Genomic DNA, 26,989 nt, shown 5'->3' with positions numbered 1-26,989 from the left:
CGTGGAACGACGCGGTGCAGGGGTCGGCGGCGGCCGAGTACCTGTACAACGAGTTGGGAGTGCGGAAGGTCGCGGTGATACATGACGGGTCGGCGTATGGTCAGGGCCTGGCGGACGTGTTCAAGGAAACGTTCGAGGGTCTTGGCGGGGAAGTGACCGACTACGAAGGGATCACGGTTGGCGAAAAGGACTTCCGCGCGACGTTGACGAAGATTGCGGCGAACGCGCCGGAAGCGATTTACTTTGGTGGGTTCCAGGCGGAAGCGGCGTTGCTGGTGAGCCAGAAGAACGAAGTAGGCCTGGAAGATGCGATTTTCTTCACGGACGACGGTGCGTTCTCGGACCAGTACATTGAAGCGGCTGGTGGGGCGGCGGAAGGGTCGTATGCGACGTTTGCAGACCTGCCGGCGGGGTCGCCGGAGTTGGAAGCGTTCCGCGCACGGTACAAGGAGAAGTACGGCGTGGAGCCGAGCGAACTGGGACCGTTCCACGCGCACGCGTATGACGCGACGATGGTGCTGCTGAACGCGATTGAGAAAGTGGCGGTGGAACGGGAAGACGGCACGCTGCTGATTCCGCGCAAGGCGTTGGCGGAAGCGGTGCGTGCGACGAAGAACTACCAGGGTCTGAGCGGCACGATTACGTGCGACGAGAAAGGCGACTGTGGTTCGGCGAACATCATCATCTACCAGGTGCAGAACGGCGAATGGGTGCGCGTCTTCCCGCCTGAGGGCGAAAGCATGGGCGGTGAAGGTGGTGAAGTGGCCGCCGCCGGCTGGAGCGAAGAAAACGGTTTGCTGACTGTCTCGGCCGGTTCGTGTGATTACGGCGGCTTGTTGAAGGAAATCCGCGCGGTGGACGAACTGACCGTGCAGTTCACCATGTGCGCGCCCGACCCCGCGTTCCCCTCGAAAGCGGCTTTCTCGGCGTTCGCCATTCAGCCGCGCGAACACCTGGAAGCCACCGGCGGCTCGCCGCTGGAAAATCCGGTGGGCACGGGGCCCTACATGCTTGAATCGTGGAACCGCGGTGAAAGCATTGTCTTCAAGCGCTTCGATGATTACTGGGGCGACCCGGCGCAGACCGAAACGCTGGTCTTCCGCTGGAGCACCGAAGGCGCCGCCCGCTTGCTTGAACTGCAATCGGGGACGGTGGACGGCATTGACAACCCCAGCCCGGATGATTATGCCACCATCGAAGCCGATCCCAACTTGCAACTCATCATCCGCCCGGCGCTCAACGTCTTCTACATCGGCATGAACAACACCTATGAGCCGTTCAACGATGAGCGTGTGCGCCAGGCGATTGCGATGGGCATTGACCGCGAGCGTATCGTCAAGAGCTTCTACCCCGAAGGGTCGGAAGTAGCCTCGCACTTCACGCCGTGCGCTATCCCCAATGGGTGCGTGGGTGAACCGTGGTACGACTTTGATCCGGAACGCGCCCGCGAATTGCTGGCCGAAGCGGGCTACCCGGATGGCTTTAAGACCAAGATTTACTACCGCGACGTGTTCCGCTCCTACCTGCCGGAACCCGGCCTGGTGGCGCAGGACATTCAGGCGCAGTTGAAGGAAAACCTGAACATTGACGCCGAAATCGTCGTCATGGAATCGGGCGCCTTCATCCAAGCGGCTGATGCGGGTGAGCTGGACGGGCTGCACCTGCTCGGTTGGGGCGCGGACTACCCGCACGTGACCAACTTCCTGGACTTCCACTTTGGCGCTGGCGCGTCCAAGCAGTTCGGCGAAAAGTTCTCGGACATCGTCGAAAACTTGCAGAAGGGCGCTCAGATTGCCGATCCTGAGGAAGCCCGCCCCTACTACGAAGCCGCCAACAACGCCATCAAGCAGCATGTGCCCATGGTGCCCGTGGCGCACGGTGCGTCGGCTGTGGCCTACCGCGCGGACGTTGAAAACGCGCACGCCAGCCCGCTGGGCAACGAATACTTCGCCGTCATGAAACCGGGCGACCGCGATACGTTCGTCTGGATGCAGAACGCTGAGCCCATCAGCCTCTACTGCGGCGACGAAACCGACGGCGAATCGCTGCGCGCCTGCGAGCAGGTCACCGAATCGTTGCTGGCGTATGAAGTCGGCGGCACGGCGGTTCAGCCGGCGCTGGCGACATCCTGCGACCCCAACGAAGACCTCACCGTCTGGACATGCAAGCTGCGCGAAGGCGTGAAGTTCCACGACGGCTCGACGCTCGACGCCAACGACGTTGTGGTCTCGTGGGGCTTGCAGTGGGACGCCTCGCACCCGCTGCACAAGGGCAACTCCGGCGCCTTCACGTACTTCTCGGCGCTGTGGGGTGGTTTCATCAACGACACGGGCGAATAATCGCCTTTTTGGGCGCCGGTCTCTTGGCGGGGCCGGCGCCCCCTTTTTGTCAATCTGGCAAAAGCATACGTGGGATAACCGATGCTACGCTACATTTTACGACGCGTCCTTGCCTCCATACCGGTTTTGTTTGGTGTTTTAGCCGTGACATTTGCGTTGGCGCGCATGGTGCCCGGCGACCCGTGCACGGCCATGCTGGGTGAAAAAGCCACAGAAGAAGTGTGCGCGCGCTTCTTCCGCGAAAAGGGGCTGGACAAGCCCATCCCCGTGCAGTTCGCCATCTACTCGCGCGATATTTTGAAAGGCGACTTGGGCAACTCGTTGCGCTTTCAGCGCCCGGTGACCCAAATTTTGGTTGAACGCTTGCCGCAGACGATCGAGTTAGGCTTGAGCGCATTGATTATCGCCACGCTATTGGGGGTGCCGGCGGGTATTCTCTCGGCATTGCGGCATAACTCGATCATTGACGTGCTCACCATGATTTTTGCCAACGTGGGCGTCTCGATGCCCGTCTTTTGGCTGGGGTTGATGCTGGCGTACCTCTTTGCGCTCGTCCTCAAAGATACCCCCTTCTGGTTGCCGCCGTCCGGGCGACTGACCGCCGGCTTGACGGCGACACCCTTTTACGAAGTCTATGGTTGGGACGTTGAACCGGGCACAACAACGTACCGTTTGCTTGAATTTTTTGCCAACCTCTACATTTTCAATTCCATCATCACCGGCAATTGGGAAGTTTTGAAGGATACCATTCGCCACCTGATTTTGCCCTCGGTGGCGCTGGCCACCATTCCCATGGCGATTATCGCTCGTATGACACGTTCCAGCATGTTGGAAGTGCTTGGGCGTGATTACGTGCGAGTGGCGCGCGCCAAAGGCTTGCCTGAGTGGCGTGTGATTCTTGTGCATGCTTTGCGGAATGCCATGTTGCCTGTTGTGACCATCATTGGCTTGCAACTAGGGGCCGTGTTTAGCGGCGCTGTGCTCACCGAAACCATTTTTGGCCTTGCGGGAGTGGGACGCAGTTTGTTCGAGGCAATCACCGCCCGCGATTATCCTGTCATTCAGGGCTTTACGCTGGTGATTGCTTTCAGTTATGTGCTCATCAACCTGATTGTGGACATTTCATACGCTTTCCTTGACCCACGTATTCGCCTGGAATGAGCCGAGCGACAACGTGAGATGACCACGAGCAAACACTGAACACGAGACACAGAGACGATGACACAGCCAACACATGCTCCGAGCGAACAAAATATCCCGACGTTGACTCGCCGTCCGCCTGATAGCCCCATGCGGCAGTTGGTGCGCCGCTTTTTGCGACAGCGTTCCGCCATGCTGGGCATGTTCATCATTGGGACGCTGGTGCTAATTGCCATTTTTGCACCTGTCATTGCGCCGTATGAACCCACCGAAGTGCTCATTGGCAAGGAAGATGTCAGCAAGCGTGAACCGCCGTGCATTCACCTGCTGGGGTGCCCCAAAGAAAAACCACAGCACATCATGGGGATTGATGGCAACTTCCGCGACCAATTCAGCCGTATCATCTACGGCACCCGTATTTCATTGCGTGTGGGGTTCATCACGGTCACCATGGCTGTGGTGGTCGGCACTTTGCTGGGCGCGATTGCGGGCTACGTTGGTGGATGGCTTGATAACCTGATTATGCGCATTCTGGACGTGCTCCTGGCGTTTCCGTCGCTCTTGTTGGCGATTGCTATCGTGAGCGTTTTGGGGCCTGGCCTCATCAACGCCATGTTAGCCATTACCATCGTGACCATCCCGGCGTATGCGCGTGTCATTCGTTCAAGTGTGCTTTCCACAAAAGAAGAAGAATACGTGACCGCGGCGCGTGCGCTGGGTGTGCGTCCCATCAACATCTTGTTCCGTCACATCTTGCCGAACTCCATTTCGCCGCTGATTGTGCAGGCAACGTTGGGTATCGCGACCGCTATTCTTGATGCCGCCGCGCTTTCCTTCCTTGGGTTGGGCGCTCAGCCGCCCACTCCCGAATGGGGGGCGATGCTCAGCGCCGAGCGCAATCAGGTGTTTAGCGCGCCGCACCTGGTCTTCTTCCCCGGTTTGGCCATCATGATTACCGTGCTCGGCTTCAACTTGTTGGGGGACGGCTTGCGTGATGCGCTTGACCCTCGTTTGAAGAATGCGTAAATGTCGAATGAGAATGCTGGGAATGCTATGAAGAACAAACGCAATCTCTGGCTGTTGGGTGGGTGTGGGGCGGCGCTAGCCGCCCTTTTCTGCTTCCTTTGTTTCTGCGCCCTCGTGCTCTTTTTCTGGTCGGTGCGTCCGCCTTCGTTTTGGGAGCAGCAACGCCGGCAAGCCGCATCGTCGCAGAGCGAAGAAACATGGCCCGTGGGGCTGACCGACGCGAGCGGGCGCACATGGACCGAAGAGGATTTCAAGGGGCGCACATTGGTGCTCAACTTCTGGGCGTCGTGGTGTGGGCCTTGTCGCCAGGAATTGCCGGAACTGCAAACAATGGCGCACACCTACGCCGACCAGGGCGTGATTGTGCTGCTCATCAATACCGACGAACCGCCGGAAGTCGTCGAGCGTTTCCTGCGTGAAGAAGGGCTCACGTTGCCCTACACGATTGACACCGATGGGCGCTGGCAACAACGCTACCATGTGCGCGCATTGCCCACTACCCTGGTTTTTGCACCTGATGGCGATATGACGGCGCGCATCACAGGTTGGCGCGGCACAGCCTACCTCCGCCGTGCGATTGAAACTGCATTACCCGAAACGAGATAGCCCTATGTCCGACGAACCCAAACTCCCTGAACAAACTGCAATTGGTTGGGCGTTGTTTGACGCCGCTGATTTCAAAGGCGCAGCCCAACGCTTTGACATGGCTTTACATAACGACCCAACGGATGTTGAAGCATTGCGGGGGCGCGCACGTTTGCATCTGATGGAAAACGACGTTGGCGCCGCCATCATTTTGCTGGAACACGCCCTCGCTGTCCTTCAAACTGGCGAAGAAGTGGCTGCTCCCGCCGACGCCGAGCAGCGCGCGCGCCGTGACCTCGCCTGGGCGTACTACCGCCTCAACCGCTTCGATTTGGCCGCTGAACAATTCGCCGCGCTCGGCGAGCGCGCACGCGCCAACAAACTCGCCGCTTTGGGGGAACACACCCCCTACCGGCGCGCCTCCAACGCCGATGCAACCGCGCTTCCACTTGTGGCTCGCGACCCCGTCCCCTTCGTTCTGCTCACCCTTGGCAATCGCGATCATCTGTTCGTCGTGGATACCGGCACGGGCGAATTGACACTCGACGTGCGCCTGCTTGACGAACTTGGGTTGCCCAGTTTTGGCGTGCAACCATCACGCACGGCGGCGAGCGACCGCCATGTTGCGGTCCACCACACCGTGATTCCCCGCTTGCGGTTGGGCGACATTGTGCTGGAAAATGTGCCAGCCGAAGCCGAAGACATTCAAAGCCGCGCACCGCAAATCAGCGGCTTCATCGGGTTCAACCTCTTGGCGCAATTTTGCACCACAGTAGACCTCCCCGGCGGCATGGTGTATCTCGAACCACCTGGGGCGCGACGCATGCCCGACGGCGCAACCCCTGTCCCGTTCTGGCTGTTGGATGACCATCTCTTGCTTGTGCCGGGCGCTCTCAACGGGCGCGAACACCTTTTTGCTGTTGCGAGTGGGTTCGCCGGTGCGGCGCTGAGTGCGCCCCCCAGCACATTCACCCAATCGGGCGTGCCGCTCGAAAGCGGCATGCCTTTGCAGGGCGTCAGTGGCAGTGGAACCCACGACGTGACCTTGTTGCGCGTGGAAGAACTGCGTGTAGGACCGCTCGCCCTGCATGATGTTGAAGCCCTGGCGGGGCTTTTCTCCCCTTCGCTCGAATGGCGCTATGGATTTCGTATTGGTGGTTTGATTGGGCACGAAGCATTGCGCACGGTGCGCTGGACGCTCGACCTTGCCTCGCGCGCATTTTGGTTTGAACGCGAAGACTGAACGCACATGAAAGGAACAGGGATATGCGCTGGCCTCATGCCCCACGTGTTGAATTGTTGGCGGAACCGACGCCACTCATGCGGTTGCACCGTTTCACGCGCGCTGTTGCCCCAGAGGGGCCCATCATCTGGATGAAGCGCGACGACCTCACGCCTCTCGTCATGGGGGGCAACAAGGTGCGCAAACTCGAATTTTTGCTTGCCGAAGCCCTTGCGCAGGGGTGCGATACCGTCATCACCCTGGGCGCGTGGCAATCCAACCATGCTTGCCAAACGGCCGCCGCCGCGCGCAAATTGGGCTTGCGCGCCGTTTTGCTTTTGCGGGGCGACCCCCAGGCGCCGCGTGTGGGCAACCTTCTGCTCGATACGCTGCTGGGGGCGGAAATTCGCCTCAACCCCCATCCCCCGCGCGATTGGGGCGAGCGTGTCAAAGCCGAACTGGAAGCCGAAGGGCGGCGCGTCTATCTCATTCCCTACGGCGGCTCGAACGCCACGGGCGCGCTGGGATATGCCGCGGCGGGTGTCGAACTGGCGCAGCAACTGGCGGCGCACGGCATCGAACCGGCGGAAATTGTCATCACATCGAGCAGTGGGGGCACACAAGCCGGGCTTCTGCTGGCGCAAGCCGCCGGGTTTTTCTCCGCGCCCATTCTTGGCGTGAGTGTGGATGAGCGCACTCCCGAATTGACCGACAAAGTCATCAGCATTGCACGCGCCGCCGCCGTCCGCTATGGGTTGCGCACGCCGGCCGTCGAAGCGGTGCGTGTCACCGATGCGTATGTGGGGCCTGGCTATGCGCGGCTGACGCCCGGAGCGCGATATGCCATCCACCTGCTCGCGCAAACCGAAGGCATCTTGACCGACCCCGTCTATACGGGTAAAGCCCTCGCCGGTTTGGTGGACATGGCGCGCAGTGGACGCTGGAAGCCGGGCGAGCATGTCGTCTTCTGGCACACGGGCGGCTTGCCGGCGCTGTTTGCCTACGATGTCACCGATACCAATCAGGCTTGACGCTCCATCTGAGCGGGGTTACTATTTGCCATGCTAAATTTTCTTCAAATGAACTGAAGGGCGGCGAGCAGATGGCGGATGAAATCACCATCGAATTGCGCGATGTGCAAAAATGGTATGGCGATGTACATGCATTGCGCGGCGTTTCATTGACAGTGAAACGGGGCGAGATTTTTGGGTTCTTGGGACCCAACGGCGCGGGGAAAACGACCACTATCCGCTGCATGTTGGGCATGATTTTCCCACAGGCGGGGCATATTCGCATTTTAGGGCTGGACGCCTTGCGCCACTCCGTTGAGGTGCGCGCGCGCACCGGCTATTTGCCCGGCGAACTTCATCTCGACGAAAGCATGACCGCCGAAGCCCACTTGCGCTTTTTCAATGATGTGCGCGGCGGCAAAGCCGATTGGGCGTATGTGCATGAACTGGCTGAACGCTTGCGCCTCGATTTGCACCGTCCTATCCGCAACCTTTCGTTGGGCAACAAGCAGAAAGTGGGCGTCATTCAAGCGCTCATGCACCGCCCGGAATTGCTTATCATGGATGAACCGACCACCGGGCTTGACCCCCTCATGCAACGTGAAGTCCTGCAATTATTGCGCGAAGCCGCTCAGAGCGGCGCAACCGTCTTTTTCTCGTCCCATATCATGAGCGAAGTTGAAGCCGTGGCGCAACGGGTGGGCATTATTCGGCGTGGGCGTGTGGTTGAAGTGGCTGAACCCGAAACGCTCATTCGGCGCGCCCTGCGTCGTGTGCGCGTGCGCTTTCGCGAACCGGTTGCCGAAGACGCCCTTGCCGACCTTGAAGGGGTGAGCCTGCTGGAGTGGCAAGACGGCACAGAGGTGTGGCTGGAAGTGCGCGGCACACTCGACGCCCTGGTGCAGCGCCTGGCGACGTTGCCCTTGCTAGACATGGATGTCGAACGCCCTTCACTGGAAGAAGTCTTTTTGGCGTACTACGCGAACGGCGACCACGACGAAGAAGGAGTCTGACCATGTGGGCTATTTTCAAGCACCAAATGCGCCGTTTTCGCGGGAGCATTCTCGGCTGGGGGATTCCACTGGCGGCGTTGGCGGCGTACCTCATTCCTTTCTATTCGAGCATGGGGGCGCAACTGCAACTCATGGAAGAGTTGTTGAAAGCCTATCCCCCCGAACTGCTGGCGTTCTTTGGGGCGGCTGATGCCCAATCTATGCTGACCCCCGAAGGCTTTATGCATGTTGAACTCTTTTCCTACTTGCCGGTTGTCCTTGGAATTTTTGCCTTGCTTTCGGGAAGCGGTTTGCTCGCCTCGGATGAAGAAAAAGGCTTTCTGGACCTCTTGCTTTCGCTTCCCGTGAGCCGTTCGGCATTGTTTGGGGCGCGTTTGTGCGCCTGGGGATTGACGACGCTGGTCATCTTGGCATTGATTTGGGCGGCACTGGCGGCAACAGCCGTCGCCGAATCGTTTGCGATAGGCCCCGCAGCGTTGCTTTTGCCCTTCGTAGATGTTGCCAGCATGCTCTTTCTGGTGGGCAGTCTGGCGCTCTGCCTCAGCCAATTCTTGCCGTCGCGCCGTGTGGCCGCCATGGTGGTAGGCGTCTTGTTGCTTGCCAGTTTCTTCGTGAACGGGCTCGCACAAGTTGACCCCGACTTGCTGGATGTGGCGCGTTTGTTGCCGCTCTACTACTACCAGGGTGGCGCAGCCGTCAATGGCCTGAACATGACCTGGCTGGTCGGCAAAGGCATGGTGGGGGCGTTTTTCCTGGCGTTGGGCTGGTGGCGGTTCACCCGGCGCGATGTGCGCGTGAGCGGTGAAGGCGATTGGCCGAACTGGCGGCGCCTCGTCCGACGCCGCAAAACGGCGGTTGCACGACCTGCACCAGCGCTTGAATCCTGAATGAAGGTGAGAAAACCTGCACGCTGAACACTTGCAAGGAGGAGCAACCATGCACGAGACCAAAACCTACACACTCGATGACCTGTTGCCTGGCGCGCGTGTCGCGGTTGGGCAATGCCTCAATGTTGGCGCGCATGACCGCGTCTATATCATCACCGACCGCGACACCCTGCTGATTGGCGAAGCCCTGGCCGAAGCCGCGCGTGAACGCGGGGCGGCGGCGGTACGCACGGTGTTGCTGGAAGATTTTGGGCAGCGTCCCTTCACCGACCTTCCCGAAGGGTTCATCGAAGCGATTGTAGATTTTGCGCCAACCGTTACCTTTTACGCCGCGCAAGCCCAGCCGGGCGAAATTGCGTTCCGCATCAAGATGGGCGGCGAATTGCGCCAACGGCTCAATGTGCGCCATGGGCATATGATTGGTATCACGCCGGATTTGATGGTGAGCGGCATGCTGGCGGATTACGAGGAAGTTGCCGCGTTGACCATGCGCGTGTATGAGCGCGTGAAGGATGCGCGCGAGATTCGCGTCACGAACGCGGACGGCACCGATTTCACTGTCCAACTGGCGCCTGGCGAACTGCGCTGGATTCCCTGCACCGGCTTGTATCACACCCCCGGCGATTGGGGCAACTTACCCGAAGGCGAACTCTTTACCTCGCCGGCGACAGCCAACGGCATCCTCACGGCGAACTTGCTCGGCGACCATTTCAGCGAAAAATACGGCTTGCTGGACGAACCGGTGCGCTTCACGGTGCAGAATGGCGAAGTCGTGCGGGTTGAGCACCCCAATAGCGCCATTGCGGAAGATGTTTGGACGTATCTCAACAGTGCCGAAAACGGTCGCCGCGTAGGCGAGTTTGCGATCGGCACCAATACGGCGCTCACCGAACTTACGGGCAATTTGTTGCAGGATGAAAAATATCCGGGCGTGCATGTGGCGTTTGGCAACCCCTACCCCGACCTGACGGGTGCCCAATGGAGCAGCCGCGTGCATGTGGATGTCATTCCGTTGCGTGTCAACATTTTTGTGGATGGCGTGCAAATCATGAAAGAAGGACAATTTTTGTTTGAGGAGATTTGAGCATGCAATTTTTCCCAATGCACAAACGGTATGGGCGCATCGCCATTTTCATTGACGGTTCCAACCTCTACCATACGGTGCGCGATCTTGGCGTACACATTGACTACAAACGTATCCTGGAATACTTCTCGCGGGATGGCATTTTGTTGCGCGCGTTCTACTACACGGCGCTTTTGGAAGACCGCACCCCTGACTGGCTCATTCGCCTGACCGATTGGTTGAGTTATAACGGCTACGTGGTGATTACCAAGCAGGCGCGCACTTTCCGCCGGCGCTATGTGGATGATTCGGGGCAGACACATACGGTGAGCGAAACCAAAGGCAACATTGATATCGAACTGGCGATTGATATGCTTTCGCTCGCTCCATATTACGACACCGCTATTTTATTCAGCGGTGATGGCGATTTTGTGCGCCTTGTGGAAGCCGTCCAGCGGTTGGGGGTGCGTGTGGTGGTTGTAAGCAGTGAGCGCACACGCGAGAACATGGTTTCGGATGACCTGCGCCGCCAGGCGGATGAATTCATTGACCTGGCTGACATTGCCGAGCATATCATGATGCAGGGGCAGGAATAGCGGATGGCGTGGGGCTGGCTTCTGGCGCTGGGCGTGCTCATCGCTCTTGTGGGCTTGGGGGTGGTGTGGTGGATGGGGCGCAAGCCGGCGACGCCCCACACATTGCCGCCCGGTGCAGACGTAGGGGGCTATGGGCGCGAGCGCTGGGCGCGTGAACGGCGTATGTGGGCGGCAACACTCGCCCGGCTGGAACGTCAGGCTGAACGGTTGGACCCCGTGCCGCCGCATCTGATGCGCGACATTGAACAGGCGCGCAAACGGTTGGCGCGTGCTGAGATGATGCTCAACGAGGAGGACACTGCCGATGAAGGCGCATGAGTACCCTTTTACCGTGACGATTGAAGTCCAGTTTCGCGATACCGACGCGATGGGGCATGTCAACAACGCCGTCTATTTCACCTACATGGAGACAGCGCGCTCCAAATACGTCATGCACTTGATGAATCGCCAGGGGTTAGATGCTTTGCAGATGATTTTGGCGCGTGCGTGCTGTTCGTTTCGTAGCCCCGCTTTCTTTGGCGAAACGTTGACGGTGGGCGTGGGCATTTCACGCATTGGCAACAAGAGTTTCGACATGGTCTATTGCATTGAAGGACCGGATGGGCGTCTGGTCGCCGAGGGGGAAAGCACCCAGGTCATGTACGATTACGAGGCGGGGCACTCCATCCCGGTGCCGGAAGCGTTTCGGGCGCGCGTGGCGGAAGTGCAGGGGGCATGGCAGCCGCCAACCCAAACGTAAATTGCGCGCGCGTTCTCCTCTTTGGTATGCTGGAAGGCGACACAGTGTCGCCTTTTTCTTTTTGGTGGAATGGCGCCCAGCGCCTTTGTGCAGAAGAAAGGAGGCTTGCCATGCGGCGTATGTTCATGCTGATGCTCGTCTGTTGGGGCGTGTTGCTGATGGGGTGCGCGCCTTCGTCCGAGGAGGCCACACGTGAAGCCACACCGCTTGTGTTGGTTGAAGAGGCGTCGCCCACGCCTGAGATGCAAACGTCTGTGGTGGCGGTTTCACCGACGCCTGAAACCCCTGTGACGGCTTCACCGACGCCCACCGTGGGCATGCCGCCCGAGTTGAGCGGGGCGTGTCGCCTTGTGGTGGACGCCGACACAACAGTGTACATGCGCCCCTCAACAGAAGCGGATGTGTTTGGTCTGCTGACGGCTGGGGAGACCGTGGAACTTGTCGCCCGTACCGCCGATGAGTGGGTGGCGTTTGAGCCGGGCGTGGCGCAAGCCGCAAATGTGGGGGTTTTTCGCTACCGCTGGGTTCGTCTGGGTGAAACGGCGCACGTAGAAGGCAATTGTGAAACATTGCCCGAAGTCTGGGCGCCGCGTGCGGATGGGTGTTATTTGATGGTGATACTGGAAACACCGGTCTATGCCGAGCCGCGCGACGATGCGCCGCTGCTCATCACGTTAGTGCCTGAGATGGTGGCGGCTGTCGTCGGGTGGAACGCCGACCGGACATGGGCGCAAGTGGATTTGAGTGATGGCACGGTGGGCGTGAGTGGTGCAGGGTGGGTGCAGGCTGACACGCTCAACCTCAATGGTCCATGCGACACCTTGCCGGTGGTTGAGGAATAACATGATGAGACCTGCTGGGATGAGAAATGAGAAACGGGGCGATGTGCATCGCCCCGTTTTGGAAAGAAGTACCAAGCCGTTTATTTGTCTTCAACAGCGATGAAGACGCTCACCCCTTGCCCATCGTCGGCTGGGTCCACCGAGACCATCACGGATTGCGTCTCGGACTCAAATTGAAGCAGTGCGCTCGTTTCGTCCTGGAACGAACTCGCATCGTTTGCTTCAAATCCCAGGGCGCTGAGTTGCGTGCGGAAGTAGTTGACCGCATCTTGCACGGTCATATCAGGAATGAGAAGCCCCACACTTTGCTGGAATTGAAACTCGCGCACGGCTGACGCGGGAATTTCCAGGTCAATCCCCAGCAGTTCGCTCAACGGCGTTTCTTCGGGCGCTTCAATCGCAAATTCAGCGTTGAAATCGCCCAACTCGTATGTCATGATGAGCGTGCCCTCGGCTTCCGGATTTTCGGAAGAGATACCTTTTCCGGAGAACATCATGCGCCATTTGATGGGAATGCCACCTTCCGCCAGCCAGAAATCGCCTTCGACGGTATCCATCAGTTGCAACTCGGCTGCGGCTTCGGGGTCGTCCAGCGCCGCCAGCAAGGTGGTTTTGTCAAAGTGATAATGCGTTGTTTGGATACCGTTGATGGTCTCGGTTCCCACTTTCTCGATGTCGGATAATTCATTTTCGATGGTTTCCACGTCAATAGGTGTGCCGATGTCCGTGAAATCGGGGACTTCCTCAACGGAACTCGCCATCCAGTTGTCGTCGAAGAGCGGGATGCGTGCCCAGGCTTCGTTGCCGACGACAATGTACTCGGCAAACACTTCGCCGCCCACGTTCATCACCACATGCGCGGCAGGCGGTTCAGCAACGTACTCGCCCACAATTTCCATGTTGCCGCTGGCGAAAGGCGTATCCTGCGTTTGCCCCTCAAAGGCTTCGCCAGATGTTTCAATGCTCATGCGCACGCGATAACTCTTGACGCCAAACGTTTCAAAGATGGAAGCACTGCTGGCTTCACCGCCCATAGTGCTCTCTTGCTCTTGTTGGGGGTTGTTTTCACCGGTTTCGGGCGGTGTGGTGGGTTCGGGTGTGTTGGTTGGTTCAGGGGTGTTGGTGGGTGCGGCCGTGGCGGTTGGTGGTGATGTGTCGCCAGCATTGGCGCTTTCGCCACTTTCGCCGCTTTCACCACCGCCGCATGCGGTCAGGGCGACGATGAAAACGAAGACGACCAGGGTACGCAAATACGTTCGGTAAGACATAAGCAATCCTCCTGCAAAAATTGGGGGCTGCCGTGCGGCAGCCCGTGATCAACGGAACGGCTCGGCACAAAGACCCTACGCAAAAGACGGATACGGGTTGTGGCACAGTTATTCTGGAATGCGAATGACGATCTTGCCAAATTGTTCGCCGCGGTCAAGGATGGTCAGGGCTTCTTGAATGCGGTCAAGCGGCAGAATGCGGTCAATGACTGGCTTGAGCACACCCATTTCAACCAGGCGCATCAGGTCGAGAAACTCGCCGCGCGATGACATGGTGGAACCGATGATTTTCAATTGCCTCCAGAAGACATAACGAATGTCGGTTTCACCTTTAGGGCCTGTGGTGGCGCCTACTGTCACCAGACGCCCCCCTTTGCGAAGCAGGCGAATGCTGTCCGACCAGGTGGCTTGCCCCACGTTGTCTACAACAACGTGCACACCCTTCTTGCCCGACCGTTGCCAGATTTCTTTCGCCCATTGCTCGTTTTCGCGATAGTTGACGACGAATTCCGCCCCCAATGCGCGCGCCCGTTCCATTTTTTCATCGCTACTCGTAGTCGCCCAGACACGACACCCGGCGGCACGCGCAATTTGGATGGCGGCACTGTTGACGCCGCCGCCGGCGCCCAGAATGAGCACAATCTCGCCGGGGCGAATGGCGGCTTGGGTCATCAACATGCGCCAAGCGGTGGCAAAGACGAGCGGAATCGCGGCGGCTTCCTCAAACGAGAGATGGTCGGGAATGCGGTGCAGGTTGCGGGCGGGGACAACGATGTATTCAGCAAGCCCTCCCCAACGGTGTTCGCCGATGATGGCAAAATGGTCGCACAGGCTATCTTCACCGTGTGCGCACCACTCACATTCGCCGCAACTCAACGTTGGATTGATGAGCACCCGCTCGCCAATCTCCCAGCCTTCGACGCCTTCGCCGAGCGATTCAACAACGCCGGCAACGTCGCACCCGCTCACATGCGGAAAACTGGGCGGCAAGCCGGGCAAGCCTTTCAGCACCCACAAATCCAGATGATTCAGCGCCGACGCGCGCACCCGCACACGGACTTCGCCCGGACCCGGCTCAGGTGTGGGGACGTCGGCAATGCGGACAACTTCCGGTCCACCATGTTGTTCCATGATGGCTGCTCGCATGCGCTCCTCCTTGAGGCGTTGCGTTGGTTGGAAAGGTGAAGTACGGCTCTTCATGATAGCATGCTTTGGGTTCTCGAAAAGAAGAAGCCGCACATGGTGAATATCATTTTACTGACAAGACAGTTTGCCACGATGGCACTCTGCATTACGATAGAGACGTCACAGCCGATGAGTGAGTGAGCGAGCGGGAGCGTATGAGCGTCAAACGGCAACTTGACCAGGTTGTACCGCCTGAACAGCGTCTTGAAATTGCGCGTGGCGTTTTGCGGCTGGTGCGGCGTCGTCTCTTCATTGACCGCCCCGCCCCCGACATTCTTGCGCAGTTCCAGGTCTGGCTGGACGAGATGTTGACATACCTGCTCGATGTGGATGCCCCGATTGACGAGGAATACGTGACAGCGTTGGGGCAAACACTCATCAATGACCAGCACCTGGCGACGCCGATTGTCTTGGAAGAGACCCAAACGCGCGTGCTGGATGCGCTTCTGGCCTCTCCTGCACTTGAACGTGAACAGCGTGAAGCCGTGCTGGCGCGCTGTATTCGCATGTGGGCTATCATCAACCGTGCATTTGAAGATACACGTGAAAAGTGGATTTTGGAACGTCAGGCGAGTATTCAGGAAGCGTTGTTCCGGAGCCGCCAGCACATTGAAGAACAACTGCGCGAAAGTGAAGCCCGTTATCGCTCACTTGTGGAACTCTCGCCAGACGCCATTATTTTGCACCGCAACGGTACAATTTTGTACGCCAACCAAACGACTTATCACATGTTCGGTCTCCAACCTGATGGAAGTCTGGTTGGAACGTCTATTTATACCTCTCTCAAACCCGAATACCATGATTTGGTGCGGCAACGTGTGCAACAGGTGCAGCAACACGGGCGAAAAGTGCCCACGATGCGGGAAGTATTGCGGCGGGCGGATGGCACAGAGATTCATATCGAAGTCGCGGCGGCGCCCGTGATGTACAAAGGTGAGCAAGTGGTGATGGTGGTGGCGCGCGATGTTACCGAGCGTGTGCGCGTTGAAGAGGAATTGAACGAGGCGCGCGCGCGGCTGGCGCAAGCCCAGGAGCAGGAACGTTTGCGGTTGGCGCAAGAACTGCATGACGATGTCATCCAGTCGTTGGTGGTCATGCGCTACACCGTGCAGACGACGCGCAACCTTTTGCGCTCCTGCGATGCACCGTTCGCGGCGGAAGTGCAGGAGGCGTTGCAATCCCTGCAAGAGCAGATTCGCGAGGTGACGGACACGTTGCGCAGTTATGTGCGCGAATTGCGCCCCGCCGGATTGCATGAATTGGGCTTGAAGGAAGCCTTGCAGGGGTATCTGGAACGTGTGGCTGAGAGTGCAATGGAGAAGGGTGTGCATTTGCACATCTCCTTGCAAGACCCCCCTTCATCTTTACCCGAACCGCTGGCATTGACGATTTTCCGCGCGGCGCAAGAGGGGGTTCGCAATGCGCTGATGCACGCCGACCCTACGCATGTCTGGATTTCTTTGCGTTTCGACGATGCGCGCGCCGTTTTGTGTGTGCGCGATGATGGTGTGGGATTCAATGCGCCTGAACAACTGAGTGAGTTCGCCTTGCAAGACCATTTTGGGCTGGTGGGCATTCAAGAACGCGCCGCGTGGGTGGGCGGTACGCTGCATATTGATTCCGCCCCCGGAAAAGGGACTGTGCTGGAAGTTCGGTTGCCTTTGCCATCCAAAGGGGCGAAAAGCGCCTTGTCTCACACGTTTATTGAAGAGTCACGTTGATAACAAACCCAAGGAGGCGTTGTGTGACGCAGCGAGTGCGAGTGTTGTTGGCTGATGATCACCCGCTGATTCGCACGGGGATTCGCACGGCATTGTGTGCTGAACCGGAGATTGAGTTGGTAGCGGAGGCGTCCAATGGGGACGAAGCCTATGCGCTGGCGCTCCAGCACCGCCCCGACGTGCTCTTGTTGGATTTGAACATGCCGGGGCTTTCACCATTGGAGATTGTCGCCCGTCTGCGCGATGAAGTGCCCTCTTTGAACGTTGTGGTGTTGACGGCGTTCGATGATGATGTGTATGTGCGTTCGCTCCTCAATGCGGGCGTCAAGGGCTATATTTTGAAGGATGAAGCCCTTGAGGCGGTCGTCCAGGCGATTCATAGTGTCGTGGTAGGGGGGACGTGGTTTAGCGAAACGATTGCGCGGCGCTTGTTTTCACAGAGTGATTGCGATGCGTTTGCCTCGCCGGCGGTTTTGTCGGAACGGGAGAAAGAGATTTTGCGTTATCTTCTGCGTGGTATGAGCAATCAGGAGATTGCGAAGGAATTGGGGCTTGCGGAACAGACAGTGCGCAATTACATTAGCCGAATTTATAACAAATTGGGCGTGCGTTCGCGCACAGAAGCCGCGCTCTGGGCGTGGATGCACCAGTTCAATGTGTTGTGAAGTCTTCGGAGCAGGCGCATGGCACAAAAAGCCCTGGCGGTGTGAGAGACGCCAGGGCTTTCTGCATGTTTGCGTTTAGGCGCTTGTGACTTCTACCAATTCTTTCTCCGTTTCGTCGAGCAAATCCCACACTTTTTTCACCCATCCCTTTGTGTGCCCTGTGATGAACACGTACTCTTCGGCGCGGGTGAGCGCCACGTAGAGCAGGCGCATGCTTTCTGCCTCTTCGCGCTGTTTGAGCCGTTCTTGAATGGCTTGGAAGCGTGGTCCTTCGAGTTTCTCACCCGTGAGTGGGTGAGTCCAGGCTACGCCGGCTTGCTCGCCGTCGCTGACAACCTGGGGGTAGCGTGGGCTCGTGCTTCGTCCGGCATCGGCGAGGAAGACGATGGGGAATTCAAGCCCTTTGGCGGCGTGGATGGTCATCAGGCGGACGGCGTTTTCGGCTTCGAGCACGGCTTCGCCTTCGCGCACGTCGCGCGTGTTCAGGTCTTCGATTGTGCGGTTGAACCGTCGGAGGGAGGTGAGGCGGCGTGTGCGCACAAACGCCACCAATTTTTCCACATTGCTGCGTTGCCGTTCGCCGTCGGGCAAGAGGCTCAGCGTGGCGAGGTAATCGGTGGCGTCCAGTGCTTCGCGGATGAGTTCAAAGAGCGTGACGCGCCCGCTGAGATGGCGCAGGCGCATGAGAACGTCGCGGGCATGGCGCAGATGGTCACGGTCGGAGGCTGTCAGGCGTTCAAGCAGCGCGGCAAAAGCGTCTTCATCGCTGAGCAGGGCAAAGGGTGCGCGTGGTTGCCCCTGTTCATCAAGGCGGAGGTGGAAGAGCGCGGCGTCGCTCACGCCGAACAGCGGCGAGCGGAGTGCCGCCAGCATGGCAAACGCATCGTGCGGGTCTTCCACAGCGCGCAGCAGGCTGAGCAGGTCGCGCACTTCGCGGCGGTCGAAAAAGCCGCGCCCGGCAATGGTGAGGAAGGGAATGCCCGCGTTTTTGAGCGCATCTTCGTAGAGCGCGATGTCGCTGGTGGCGCGGAAGAGGATAGCAATGTCGCCATAGGTGGCCGGGTGCGGCTCGCGCCCGACGGGCCACGCTTCCCGCACAATGCGCGCAATCCGTGCCGCAATGGTCTCGGCTTCCTGGCGGCGCACGGTGGTGATGTCGGTGCTATGCGGTTTGTCAAAGGCAATGCAGCGCACAAAGGGCGGCTTGCCCGCGGCGGGTGTGGGGCGGTGGGCGTCGAGTGGCTGGAAGGGGACTTGCTCGGCGTTCTCATCGTCGAACAGTGGCGCAAAGAGCGCGTTGAAGCGTTCGACCAGTGCTTTGTGGGTGCGAAACGAGCGGTTGAGTTCAATGGTTAGCCCGCCATGTGTGGTGATTTCGTCGGCGAGAGCAAGGAAGGCGCGCACGTCGGCGTTGCGAAAGGCGTAGATACTTTGCTTGGCGTCGCCCACCACAAAGAGCCGCCCCTGGTTGGGTGCGCCCCGCAAGGCTTGCACAATCGCGAGTTGGCGCGTGTTCGTATCCTGAAACTCATCCACAAGAATGTGGGCGATGTGCGCGCGCACGTCATCGGCAACGTCGGGTTTGGTCAGCAGGCGTGCGGCTTCAATTTCCAGGTCGTCGAAGTCGAGCGCGGGGCGGGTGCGTTTTTCGGCGGTGAACATATCGCGGGCTAGGCGTGCCGCACGCGCCCATGCGCGCAACAGCCGCGCTTCTTCCGCCGCCAGCAGGGTTTCGCACAATGCTTCAGCCGCATCTTTCAACATTTGCATGCTGTGCCGCACGTCATTTTTGTCCAGCCCGGCTTGTTGCCACGCCTCTTTCTTGCCGTAGTTGCCGAATTTGAGGGTGGCGCAGCCGCGCAGGGCGGTTATCAGTGCGTCCAGGTCAGTATCGGCAAGGGCGGTTTCGGCGGCTTCGGCATGTTCAACGAGTTCGCGCACTTTGTTGTAGAGTTTGTCATCCGGCGGTCCGAGGTCGAGTGCTTGCCGCAGGTTGGCGAGCGCGGTTTTCAGTTTCGTGTAGTCAGGGTGTGTATCCAGTCGGCGAAGGACGTCAGCCGGCAAATCATCCGGGGGCAACGTTTCGGCTGTGCGTTGCAGTGCGTCCAACGTGTCGGGTTGGCGCAACAGGGTTTTGAGTGTGCGTTGCACCTGGAAGGGGTCGTAGATGTCGAAAAGCGTGAAAGCCGTCTCGTGGTCGGTTTCAGCCAGCGCGATGGCGGCGTTTTCAACCACTTCTTCCAGCACAATGTCGCTATCAATTTCGTCCAAAATTTCAAAGTCGGGGTCAAGTTCGGCTTCGGCGGCGTATTCACGCAAGAGGCGCGCGCAAAAGGCGTGAATGGTGCCAATGCGAGCATCGGCGAGTTGCAAGTAGAGGTCGCGCCAGCGCGGGTTGTGCGGTTCTTGACGGCGCAGTTCTTCCAGTGCGCGCCGCACACGGTCGCGCATTTCGCGGGCGGCTTTTTCGGTGAAGGTAATGGCAACAAGGTCGTACACGGTGTGCCCCTCGCGCAAGAGGCGGATGTAGCGCTCGACGAGCACGCGCGTTTTGCCTGAGCCGGCGCCCGCCTGGACGAGGATGTCTTGCCCGTCGGTGTGTACGGCGCGGTGTTGTTCGGGGGTCAGCGTGAGCGAGGTGTTCATGGCGTCTGGTTCTCCTCTGTTGGTTGCACCACGCGGCGGCTTCCACAGCGGCAAAAGTTGATAAACGTGCAGAAGCCGGCACAGCGGCCGTTTTTTTCCGGCTGAGTGGGAACAGCGGGGAACACGCCCGCTTGCACATGACGCACCACGTCCGCCAACTTTTCACGGATAGCGGCGTCATGCTCGGCGAAGGTCTCGCGCTCCAGGTTGCCGCTGGTTTTGCACGTGCGCACGTGGATGAAACGCGCCGAGGCGACGGGGGTTTGAAAAGCGTGCTCGGCGCCCCACCAGTAGATGGGCAGTTGGACATGCCGCCCCTTGATGATTTCATCCGGGTTGATGGGTTTGGAGCCTGTTTTGTAGTCGAAGAGGTGCAGGCGACCGGATTCGTCCCGGTCAATACGGTCAATGAAACCGGTGACGCGAATGGTACACTCGCCCAATGGCAGGTCGAAAGTGATTTCTTGCTCCTGTTTGAAGGGCGTTGTGAGTGGCCAATCGCTCTGTGTGGCTTCCCAATGAAGCAGGCGACGCACCATGCGGTGAATGCTGATTTTTTCCCATTCCCAAAGCGGGTCGGGGCGAAAACCGAACCGCTCAGGCGCAGTGGCGAAGAGTTCGTCGGCTATCGTCTCAAGTTGCGCCAGAACTTGAGGCAGCGTCTCGGCGGTAAGCGGCGCGCTCATCTGCGCGAAGGTCTGTTCGAGCAAGGCGTGAATGAGTTGCCCGTAGTGGCGGCGGTGGATACCTTCGCGCAAGGTTTCCGGCTCACGCAGGCGGAGAACGCGGCGGGCAAAGTAGCGCACGGGGCTGAGCGCATAGTCGCGAAAGGCGCTGGCGCTCCACGTTTGCGCGGCGAGACGGGCGAGTACATCGCGGAAGGGGGGCTCGTTGGGAAGGCAGCCGTCGTAAACGCCGCCTTCTCCGCTGAGCCGCTGTTGTTCAATGTGGGCGTTTTGCTGAACACGGGCGATACGCTCGGCGAGCGTGGCGGGCGCTTCTTCCATTTCGCCAAGCACGGTGGCAAGCACCTGTTCCGCCGGGGCGATAGCGGTGTCGGCGGTCGGCGGCGCGCCCCGCCGAATGGTTTCTGTGCACGCTTGCCGCAGGTCGTCGGGAAGCAGGTCCGTGATGGCGGTCCAGAAGGGCGAAGGCGGCCAGATCGTCCCGTTGTCGTCAAAGCGGGTGCGGCTCAGCAGAAGTTGCTGGGCGTGGGCGATGAGTTCGTAGAACAAGGCGACCTCGGCGGCGGGGTCGGGTTGGCGCAGGGGAATGCCGTTTTCGTGCAAGTGTTGGCGCTCATGACGACGCAACAAAGGGTCGGGCGGGGTGGGCGACGGCCAGACGCTTTCGTTCAGCCGCAGTAGGCAGAGCACTGGGCGCTGGACGGCGCGCGCGAGTGTGGTATCGGTGGCGAGAACGGCGTCATGCGGGGCGTGTGAACGGTAGAAGTAGCGCACGCCGTTGAGCGTGGCGCGCAACATGCTCACAAAAGTATGCCAGGTGAGCGTGCCAAGGTCGGCGAGCGTGGCGCCTTTCGCAAGCGAATCGAGTTGGTGCTGGAAGGTTTCCCAGGCGACGCGGTGGCGTTCGCTGTGCAGGCTGGTTTCGGCTTGCAACGCTTCGGGGATGTGGGCGTCGTCGAGAAGCGTCCGCAACCAATCCACGTATTCGGGAAACGTAGCGCTTTTGGGCGGTGTAAGCCGCTGGAAGAAGGCGGCCAGTCGTGTGCGCAAGGTCTCCAAGACGTCGGGCGCGCTGCGTGAGAGGTCGAGGCGCAAGCGCCCGCTCTCATCGTCCTGCTCGTCTTCTGCCGGGAAAACCTGTTCAGGCAGCGGGGTGAGCATGTCGAGCCAGGTATCGCGTCCACGCACAACAATTTCTTCGGCAGAGAGGCGTTCCAGCATGTGGGTGGCGTCGGTGTCGGGCCATGCCCATTGAAAGAAGGGGCTATGCCAGGCGTCCAGCAGGTCTTCGCGGCGGAAGTTGCGCCGTGGAATGTCGAGCAGGGTAATGATGTGGCTGATGAGCGGGTTGGCGGCAAGCGGTTCTTCACGCGCCAGCGCCAACGGAATATTGTACTCGTGGCTGATGCTTGTGAGCAGGGGGGCGGTTTCATCCAGGTTGGGCGCGACAAGCAGAATGTGGTGCGCAGGTGTGCCCGAATCAAGCCAGCGGCGCACATGGCGCAACACAGCGCGGATTTCGCCTTCAATGTCGGCGGCTTCGACAAGGTGCAGGGTGTGTTGGGCGTCGGCGTGGTGTGTCGGGGGAAAGGGGGGCGCAGCGGGTTCAAAAAGCGACGCCTGAATGTGTGCCAGGCCGGCTGGGCGTGTGGGCGGTGGCGTTGCCAGCGGGTGTTCTTCAACAGGGACGCCGGCTTCGGCGCAGAAGCGGCGCAAGCGTTCGCGTGTGCGCTGGAAGGGGATGTCCACGGTGCGCGGGCTGTTATCGGTCAACGCAACGGTGACGGGCGTGCCGTGGCGGGCGAGCGCAGCGAGCAGGCGGCAGTGCAGTGGGGAAAGGTCGGCAAAACCGTCCACCACCAGCGCGGGAATACCGGGCGAGAAGCGGTCTTCTTCCAGCGCATTGAGAACCACGCGGAGCAGGGTATGCTGGTCGGCAAGGTTGTGTTCGTGCAAGATGGTTTGGTAGGCGCGGTAGGCGTTGAAAAGCAGGCGCAGGCGCTCATGTTCGATGTGGTCGGGAATGGGCTGGGCGGTGTGTGTCCACTCTTCAAGGAAAGCCGTCAGGGTGCGGATAAAGCCGCCCGTGTCGGCGATAGGGGCAAACAGCCCCAAGGCGTTTTGGTCGGCAAGGCGGCGGACTGTGCGACGCACGAGCATGTATTGCGTGGCAATGTCAATAAAGGTTGGGCTGTCGGGGAGCATATCGGCGAATCGGCGTGCAAATTGCCCAAAGGTGAGTACCTGAAGGTTCGAGCAGTCAATGTGCGCATGCCAGATTTCCACAGCCAGCGGGGTCGGCAGAAGAACCCACGCCGGGGACGTGGCGGCGTGGAGACGTTCAACAAGCATACTGGTTTTGCCGTGCCCGCTGGGTGCTATCAACAGCGTGAGTGGTGTTGGTGTCATGTGGGGCTCCTTCTGCTTGGTTGGCGCGGCAATGTGGAATGACGCCGTGCGGGGCAATCATAGCGCGAAGTGGGCGAGTGTTCAAAAAAGTAGGTGAATTGAAGGCGTGGAAGGCGGATTTGGGGAGCGGTGGCAAAACAAAAAGGGCGCGGAAATCTCCGCGCCCTTGCCTCGTAGCAGAGGATACTTACTTGATTTCGACCTTGGCGCCGGCTTCTTCCAGCTTCTTCTTGGCTTCTTCGGCTTCTTCCTTGGAAACGCCTTCCTTGATCTTCGAGGGCACGTTTTCCACGGCTTCCTTCGCTTCGCGCAGACCCAGGCCGGTCAGTTCGCGCACAACCTTGATGACCTGGATGCGGTTCGCGCCGGCATCGGTCAACACGACATCGAATTCGGTCTTTTCTTCCGCAGCAGCGGCTTCACCACCGGCAGCACCGGGCGCAGCCGCCACGGCCACGGCAGCCGCAGCCGTCACACCCCAGTGTTCTTCCAGGCGCTTCGCCAGTTCGGCGGCTTCCATCAGCGTGAGTTCGTCCAGCATTTTGATGATGGCATCCAAATCAGCCATTGTTGAATCCTCCCTTCAACTGTTGTATTTTCAAATTGATCGTGTACAGAGAATGTGTTGGGCTTATTCAGCCCCTTGCTCCGCATACGCTTTGAGCGTGAGGATGAGATCACGCTGCGGCGCTTGCAGGAGCATAACCAACTTTTGGGCGGGTGCCTGAATGGTGGCAATGAGCGTCGCCAGCAGCTCCTCGCGGGACGGCAGTTTCGAGAGCGCCTCGATACCTGCTTCGTCCACGATTTGGCCGGTGACGATACCACCTTTCACCTTCAAGAGTTCGTGGTCTTTGGCGAACGCCAACAGCGTCTTGGCGGCGGCGGCCGGGTCTTCTTCGGCGAAGAGCACTGCCGTCGGACCGGTCAGCAGCTCTTCCGGCACGGGAAGACCGGCTTGCGACAACGCCAACCGCAAGAGCGTGTTCTTGGCGACCATGTAGACCGAGCCAGGCGCTTTTTCACGCAACTGGCGGCGGAAATCGGTCATTTCGGCCACCGTCAAACCACGATACTCTGTGAAGATGATGGCCTGCGCCCGCTGGCTGCGTTCCGTCAGGTCAGCAACCAGTGCTTCTTTTTTCGCGCGTGTGATAGGCAAAGGCCTCACCTCCTTTCGATTGATGGCCATGTGGCCTTGTAAAACAAAAACGCCTTCGCACCGCGCATACCGATGCAAAGGCGTGAAAAGCCCCACAAAATCAGGTCTTCGTTCCTTTGCCTCGGCAGGCGCAATGCTTTCAGCCCAAAGGGCACCTGCTGTCTACGGCAAAAACCGTATGCAGTTGATTCAAAACTGGGGGGCGGATAAACCGCCCCCACCAGCGCGCTAGTATAGCACGATTTAGGATGTGCGCAACTGTGATGCTTCGGCGACGGAGACGCGCACACCAGGCCCCATCGTAGAGGTCACGGCAACACGGCGGATCATCTGCCCTTTTGCACCTGCGGGGCGATTGTTCACAATGGCTTCCATAACGGCTGCCATGTTTTCAAGCAGTTGATCCACCGAGAAGCTGACTTTTCCAATGGGCACGTGAATGTTCGCCGTTTTGTCCAGGCGGTACTCGATACGGCCCGCCTTGGCTTCTTTGATGACACGCGGCAAGTCTTCGGGTGGCACGACCGTGCCGGCCTTGGGGCTGGGCATCAGGCCGCGTGGACCAAGGATACGACCAAGGCGACCCACAATGCGCATCATGTCCGGGGTGGCAATAGCAACATCAAAATCGGTCCACCCTTGCTGAATCTTTTGCGCCAGGTCTTCACCGCCGACATAATCAGCGCCGGCTTCTTCCGCCGCTTTGGCGGCGTCGCCCTCGGCGAAGACGAGCACACGCACTTGCTTCCCCGTCCCGTGCGGCAAAACCACCGTGCCACGGATTTGCTGGTCGGCTTTGCGCGGGTCGAGGTTGGTGCGGATATGCAATTCTACCGTTTCATCAAAGTTGGCATACGCCGTTTCTTTGACGAGTTCCAGTGCTTCGCGCGGCGAGTATTCACGCGTACGGTCAATCTTCTTTGCGGCTTCGAGATACTTCTTTCCGTGCTTCGGCATTGTTCTCACTCCTTGTGGTCAAGCGGGCAGAGCCCTCCCACTGTTGATTAGTCAACCACTTCGATGCCCATACTGCGGGCGGTCCCTTCAATCATGCGCATAGCGGCTTCGATGTCGTTCGCGTTGAGGTCTTTCATCTTCGTTTCCGCGATTTGGCGCACTTGTTCGCGCGTCACCTTCCCAACCTTGTTGCGGTTGGGTTCGCCGCTCCCTTTTTCCACACCTGCGGCTTTGCGCAGCAGGTCGGCGGCAGGCGGCGTCTTGGTGATAAACGTGAACGACCCGTCGGTGTACACCGTAATTTCGACGGGGATAATTTGCCCCATTTGCGCCTGCGTGCGGGCGTTGTACTCCTTGCAGAACGCCATGATGTTGACGCCGTGCTGACCCAACGCAGGACCAACGGGGGGCGCAGGGTTGGCCTTACCGGCCGGCAACTGCAACTTGATGATTGCTTTGACTTTTTTAGCCATACCTCTTCACTCCTTGTGGTCGTTCGGGGTCTTTCCCCTGCCACGTTGATAATTTTTCCCCTATGTGCGCTCAACTTGCAAAAAGTCGAGCTCGATAGGGGTTTCGCGACCAAAGAAATTGACCAGAACGCGCACTTTGCCGCGTTCGCGGTCGATGTAATCCACCGTTCCGTGGAAATCCTTGAACGGTCCATCCACAATCTGAACCGGATCGCCCTCGCGGAAATTGATTTTGAACGTGGGCGATTTGGTTTCCATGCGCTCCAAGATGCGCTGGACTTCTTCCTCTGCAAGCGGCGTGGGGCGGTTGCCCATGCCAACAAAGCCGCTCACATCGGGTGTATTGCGCACGACTGACCAGGACTCATCGTCCAGAATCATTTGCACCAATACATAGCCGGGGAAAATGCGGCGTTGCACCGTGCGACGCTGACCGCCTTTGAGTTCCACCTGTTCTTCGGTGGGAACAATCACCTGGAAGATGCGGTCTTGCATCCCCATGGCTTTGATGCGCTGTTCGAGGTTCTTTTTGACCTTGTTTTCGTAGCCCGAATAGGTGTGAATGACATACCAGGCGCGACCATCGTCGGGAGTTTCCTCCGACTCTGGCGCTTCGTCTTGAACCTCGTCATGTTCCTGTTCGGGCTCTTGTTGCGCTTCCAATTTTTCCAATTCGTCCACGGTGCTCCTTCCTTCCCAGACCTGGTCGTACAAGCCTGTGGTTAGAACTGCTGAATGAGGAACGCAATGAGACGCGAGAACAGGTAGTCCCATGCGCCCAAGAACAGGCTCAGTGCGATTGTGACCGCCAACACAACCATCGTCAGGTTGATGGCTTCTTCACGGCTGGGCCATGTGACTTTTGCCAATTCTGCCCGCACTTCACGAAAGTAGCGGGTAACTGCATTACCGGATGTGCGTTCGGTTGCCTTGGCCACAGGTTTGCCTCCCTTTCACGTATCTTCTTACTTCGCTTCACGATGCAACGTGTGGCGACGGCAACGCGGGCAGTACTTCTTCAACTCCAAGCGCTGCGGGTCATTCCGACGATTCTTTTCAGTCGTGTAGTTGCGTTCCTTGCATTCAGTGCAGGCAAGCGTAATCACCGTCCGAATTGCTTTCTTCGCCATGGTTCACTCCTCACTGGCTCGCAAAATGGGAGGGGGCAGTGTTGGGCCCCCTCCCACATGCTCTTTCGTTGCTGGCCCGTTGGTCGGGCGTCAAACTCATTCGAGAATCTTGGTGATGACACCGGCGCCGACGGTGCGGCCACCTTCGCGGATAGCGAAGCGCGACCCTTCTTCCAACGCCACCGGCGCAATCAGTTCCACGGTCATGTTCACGTTGTCGCCCGG

Annotated in this window: 27 protein-coding genes and 1 other annotated feature; of the genes, 15 read left to right on the top strand and 12 right to left on the bottom strand. The window is 59.1% G+C overall.

Annotated features, from left to right (window positions below; all coding sequences use genetic code 11):
- The 13 genes from SE16_RS15150 to SE16_RS15090 all read left to right on the top strand — a co-directional run.
- On the top strand, positions 1-2,339 hold a 2,339-nt coding region (locus tag SE16_RS15150; RefSeq protein WP_060687804.1), incomplete at its 5' end, for an ABC transporter substrate-binding protein.
- A gap of 81 nt (positions 2,340-2,420) precedes the next feature.
- Positions 2,421-3,500: an ABC transporter permease gene (locus SE16_RS15145; protein WP_054493745.1), complete on the top strand. Its 1,080-nt coding sequence runs from the start codon at positions 2,421-2,423 to the stop codon at positions 3,498-3,500.
- 57 nt (positions 3,501-3,557) lie between these two features.
- Positions 3,558-4,505, top strand: a complete 948-nt coding sequence (locus SE16_RS15140; RefSeq protein WP_054493746.1) for an ABC transporter permease — start codon at positions 3,558-3,560, stop codon at positions 4,503-4,505.
- Positions 4,506-4,532: 27 nt separating this feature from the next.
- Complete coding sequence (locus SE16_RS15135; protein ID WP_054493747.1) at positions 4,533-5,111, top strand: TlpA family protein disulfide reductase; 579 nt, start codon at positions 4,533-4,535, stop codon at positions 5,109-5,111.
- Between the two features lie 4 nt (positions 5,112-5,115).
- Complete coding sequence (locus SE16_RS15130; protein WP_054493748.1) at positions 5,116-6,333, top strand: aspartyl protease family protein; 1,218 nt, start codon at positions 5,116-5,118, stop codon at positions 6,331-6,333.
- 23 nt (positions 6,334-6,356) lie between these two features.
- Entirely contained in the window at positions 6,357-7,343 is a 987-nt protein-coding gene (locus SE16_RS15125) for a D-cysteine desulfhydrase family protein (RefSeq protein ID WP_054493749.1), read from the top strand.
- A 71-nt stretch (positions 7,344-7,414) separates the two neighbouring features.
- On the top strand, positions 7,415-8,335 hold the full coding sequence (locus tag SE16_RS15120) for an ABC transporter ATP-binding protein (protein WP_054493750.1): 921 nt from the start codon (positions 7,415-7,417) through the stop codon (positions 8,333-8,335).
- Between the two features lie 2 nt (positions 8,336-8,337).
- Entirely contained in the window at positions 8,338-9,222 is an 885-nt protein-coding gene (locus SE16_RS15115; protein WP_054493751.1) for an ABC transporter permease subunit, read from the top strand.
- A gap of 49 nt (positions 9,223-9,271) precedes the next feature.
- Positions 9,272-10,306: an aminopeptidase gene (locus tag SE16_RS15110; RefSeq protein ID WP_054493752.1), complete on the top strand. Its 1,035-nt coding sequence runs from the start codon at positions 9,272-9,274 to the stop codon at positions 10,304-10,306.
- A 2-nt stretch (positions 10,307-10,308) separates the two neighbouring features.
- On the top strand, positions 10,309-10,881 hold the full coding sequence (locus SE16_RS15105) for a LabA-like NYN domain-containing protein (protein WP_054493753.1): 573 nt from the start codon (positions 10,309-10,311) through the stop codon (positions 10,879-10,881).
- 3 nt (positions 10,882-10,884) lie between these two features.
- On the top strand, positions 10,885-11,199 hold the full coding sequence (locus SE16_RS15100; protein WP_054493754.1) for a hypothetical protein: 315 nt from the start codon (positions 10,885-10,887) through the stop codon (positions 11,197-11,199).
- The gene (locus SE16_RS15095; protein ID WP_054493755.1) at positions 11,186-11,620 is read left to right on the top strand and encodes an acyl-CoA thioesterase; all 435 of its coding nucleotides are present in this window, start codon (positions 11,186-11,188) and stop codon (positions 11,618-11,620) included. The genes SE16_RS15100 and SE16_RS15095 overlap by 14 nt, the downstream gene beginning before the upstream one ends.
- Before the next feature lie 110 nt (positions 11,621-11,730).
- Positions 11,731-12,462: an SH3 domain-containing protein gene (locus SE16_RS15090; RefSeq protein ID WP_054493756.1), complete on the top strand. Its 732-nt coding sequence runs from the start codon at positions 11,731-11,733 to the stop codon at positions 12,460-12,462.
- An 80-nt stretch (positions 12,463-12,542) separates the two neighbouring features.
- Here the strand turns inward: SE16_RS15090 and SE16_RS16235 are convergent, their stop codons facing one another.
- Both SE16_RS16235 and SE16_RS15080 read right to left on the bottom strand, forming a co-directional pair.
- Complete coding sequence (locus SE16_RS16235) at positions 12,543-13,730, bottom strand: LolA-like protein (RefSeq protein WP_054493757.1); 1,188 nt, start codon at positions 13,728-13,730, stop codon at positions 12,543-12,545.
- Between the two features lie 108 nt (positions 13,731-13,838).
- Positions 13,839-14,876 carry a zinc-binding dehydrogenase gene (locus SE16_RS15080; protein WP_054493758.1) on the bottom strand — a complete coding sequence of 346 codons (1,038 nt, stop codon included), beginning with the start codon at positions 14,874-14,876 and terminating at the stop codon, positions 13,839-13,841.
- 194 nt (positions 14,877-15,070) lie between these two features.
- Here SE16_RS15080 and SE16_RS15075 point away from each other — a divergent pair, with 194 nt between their 5' ends.
- Together SE16_RS15075 and SE16_RS15070 are read left to right on the top strand one after the other, a co-directional pair.
- A complete protein-coding gene (locus SE16_RS15075; protein ID WP_054493759.1) occupies positions 15,071-16,636 on the top strand; it encodes a PAS domain-containing sensor histidine kinase in 1,566 nt (521 codons plus the stop codon).
- A gap of 23 nt (positions 16,637-16,659) precedes the next feature.
- Positions 16,660-17,301 carry a response regulator gene (locus SE16_RS15070; RefSeq protein WP_160317021.1) on the top strand — a complete coding sequence of 214 codons (642 nt, stop codon included), beginning with the start codon at positions 16,660-16,662 and terminating at the stop codon, positions 17,299-17,301.
- Positions 17,302-17,376: 75 nt separating this feature from the next.
- On the opposite strand, the gene SE16_RS15065 is transcribed toward SE16_RS15070, so the two are convergent.
- The 10 genes from SE16_RS15065 to SE16_RS15595 all read right to left on the bottom strand — a co-directional run.
- Positions 17,377-19,947: a UvrD-helicase domain-containing protein gene (locus SE16_RS15065; RefSeq protein ID WP_054493761.1), complete on the bottom strand. Its 2,571-nt coding sequence runs from the start codon at positions 19,945-19,947 to the stop codon at positions 17,377-17,379.
- On the bottom strand, positions 19,944-23,042 hold the full coding sequence (locus SE16_RS15060) for a PD-(D/E)XK nuclease family protein (protein ID WP_060687802.1): 3,099 nt from the start codon (positions 23,040-23,042) through the stop codon (positions 19,944-19,946). Before SE16_RS15060 ends, SE16_RS15065 begins: the two co-directional genes overlap by 4 nt.
- A gap of 187 nt (positions 23,043-23,229) precedes the next feature.
- A complete protein-coding gene (gene rplL / locus SE16_RS15055) occupies positions 23,230-23,610 on the bottom strand; it encodes a 50S ribosomal protein L7/L12 (protein ID WP_054491643.1) in 381 nt (126 codons plus the stop codon).
- 63 nt (positions 23,611-23,673) lie between these two features.
- The gene (rplJ, locus tag SE16_RS15050) at positions 23,674-24,204 is read right to left on the bottom strand and encodes a 50S ribosomal protein L10 (protein ID WP_054491644.1); all 531 of its coding nucleotides are present in this window, start codon (positions 24,202-24,204) and stop codon (positions 23,674-23,676) included.
- 35 nt (positions 24,205-24,239) lie between these two features.
- Positions 24,240-24,390, bottom strand: a sequence feature (ribosomal protein L10 leader region).
- A gap of 57 nt (positions 24,391-24,447) precedes the next feature.
- Positions 24,448-25,161: a 50S ribosomal protein L1 gene (gene rplA, locus SE16_RS15045; RefSeq protein ID WP_054491645.1), complete on the bottom strand. Its 714-nt coding sequence runs from the start codon at positions 25,159-25,161 to the stop codon at positions 24,448-24,450.
- Between the two features lie 47 nt (positions 25,162-25,208).
- Positions 25,209-25,634, bottom strand: a complete 426-nt coding sequence (gene rplK, locus SE16_RS15040; RefSeq protein WP_054491646.1) for a 50S ribosomal protein L11 — start codon at positions 25,632-25,634, stop codon at positions 25,209-25,211.
- 60 nt (positions 25,635-25,694) lie between these two features.
- On the bottom strand, positions 25,695-26,306 hold the full coding sequence (gene nusG, locus SE16_RS15035) for a transcription termination/antitermination protein NusG (RefSeq protein WP_407922993.1): 612 nt from the start codon (positions 26,304-26,306) through the stop codon (positions 25,695-25,697).
- 50 nt (positions 26,307-26,356) lie between these two features.
- Entirely contained in the window at positions 26,357-26,572 is a 216-nt protein-coding gene (gene secE, locus SE16_RS15030) for a preprotein translocase subunit SecE (protein WP_054491647.1), read from the bottom strand.
- A 27-nt stretch (positions 26,573-26,599) separates the two neighbouring features.
- Positions 26,600-26,764, bottom strand: coding sequence for a 50S ribosomal protein L33 (rpmG, locus tag SE16_RS15025; protein WP_054491648.1), 165 nt, complete (start codon positions 26,762-26,764; stop codon positions 26,600-26,602).
- 96 nt (positions 26,765-26,860) lie between these two features.
- On the bottom strand, positions 26,861-26,989 hold a 129-nt coding region (locus SE16_RS15595; RefSeq protein ID WP_456236521.1), incomplete at its 5' end, for an EF-Tu C-terminal domain-related protein.

The organism is Ardenticatena maritima, assembly GCF_001306175.1.
Lineage (GTDB): Bacteria > Chloroflexota > Anaerolineae > Ardenticatenales > Ardenticatenaceae > Ardenticatena > Ardenticatena maritima.
This window is presented reverse-complemented; position numbering and strand designations above follow the sequence as displayed.

What these genes read in the sequence shown, in the direction of transcription:
- SE16_RS15145 (WP_054493745.1), top strand. Translation starts at nt 2,421, where the DNA reads ATGCTACGCTACATTTTACGACGCGTCCTTGCCTCCATACCGGTTTTG.
- SE16_RS15140 (WP_054493746.1), top strand. Translation starts at nt 3,558, where the DNA reads ATGACACAGCCAACACATGCTCCGAGCGAACAAAATATCCCGACGTTG.
- SE16_RS15135 (WP_054493747.1), top strand. Translation starts at nt 4,533, where the DNA reads ATGAAGAACAAACGCAATCTCTGGCTGTTGGGTGGGTGTGGGGCGGCG.
- SE16_RS15130 (WP_054493748.1), top strand. Translation starts at nt 5,116, where the DNA reads ATGTCCGACGAACCCAAACTCCCTGAACAAACTGCAATTGGTTGGGCG.
- SE16_RS15125 (WP_054493749.1), top strand. Translation starts at nt 6,357, where the DNA reads ATGCGCTGGCCTCATGCCCCACGTGTTGAATTGTTGGCGGAACCGACG.
- SE16_RS15120 (WP_054493750.1), top strand. Translation starts at nt 7,415, where the DNA reads ATGGCGGATGAAATCACCATCGAATTGCGCGATGTGCAAAAATGGTAT.
- SE16_RS15115 (WP_054493751.1), top strand. Translation starts at nt 8,338, where the DNA reads ATGTGGGCTATTTTCAAGCACCAAATGCGCCGTTTTCGCGGGAGCATT.
- SE16_RS15110 (WP_054493752.1), top strand. Translation starts at nt 9,272, where the DNA reads ATGCACGAGACCAAAACCTACACACTCGATGACCTGTTGCCTGGCGCG.
- SE16_RS15105 (WP_054493753.1), top strand. Translation starts at nt 10,309, where the DNA reads ATGCAATTTTTCCCAATGCACAAACGGTATGGGCGCATCGCCATTTTC.
- SE16_RS15100 (WP_054493754.1), top strand. Translation starts at nt 10,885, where the DNA reads ATGGCGTGGGGCTGGCTTCTGGCGCTGGGCGTGCTCATCGCTCTTGTG.
- SE16_RS15095 (WP_054493755.1), top strand. Translation starts at nt 11,186, where the DNA reads ATGAAGGCGCATGAGTACCCTTTTACCGTGACGATTGAAGTCCAGTTT.
- SE16_RS15090 (WP_054493756.1), top strand. Translation starts at nt 11,731, where the DNA reads ATGCGGCGTATGTTCATGCTGATGCTCGTCTGTTGGGGCGTGTTGCTG.
- SE16_RS16235 (WP_054493757.1), bottom strand. Translation starts at nt 13,730, where the DNA reads ATGTCTTACCGAACGTATTTGCGTACCCTGGTCGTCTTCGTTTTCATC.
- SE16_RS15080 (WP_054493758.1), bottom strand. Translation starts at nt 14,876, where the DNA reads ATGCGAGCAGCCATCATGGAACAACATGGTGGACCGGAAGTTGTCCGC.
- SE16_RS15075 (WP_054493759.1), top strand. Translation starts at nt 15,071, where the DNA reads ATGAGCGTCAAACGGCAACTTGACCAGGTTGTACCGCCTGAACAGCGT.
- SE16_RS15065 (WP_054493761.1), bottom strand. Translation starts at nt 19,947, where the DNA reads ATGAACACCTCGCTCACGCTGACCCCCGAACAACACCGCGCCGTACAC.
- SE16_RS15060 (WP_060687802.1), bottom strand. Translation starts at nt 23,042, where the DNA reads ATGACACCAACACCACTCACGCTGTTGATAGCACCCAGCGGGCACGGC.
- rplL (WP_054491643.1), bottom strand. Translation starts at nt 23,610, where the DNA reads ATGGCTGATTTGGATGCCATCATCAAAATGCTGGACGAACTCACGCTG.
- rplA (WP_054491645.1), bottom strand. Translation starts at nt 25,161, where the DNA reads ATGCCGAAGCACGGAAAGAAGTATCTCGAAGCCGCAAAGAAGATTGAC.
- rplK (WP_054491646.1), bottom strand. Translation starts at nt 25,634, where the DNA reads ATGGCTAAAAAAGTCAAAGCAATCATCAAGTTGCAGTTGCCGGCCGGT.
- rpmG (WP_054491648.1), bottom strand. Translation starts at nt 26,764, where the DNA reads ATGGCGAAGAAAGCAATTCGGACGGTGATTACGCTTGCCTGCACTGAA.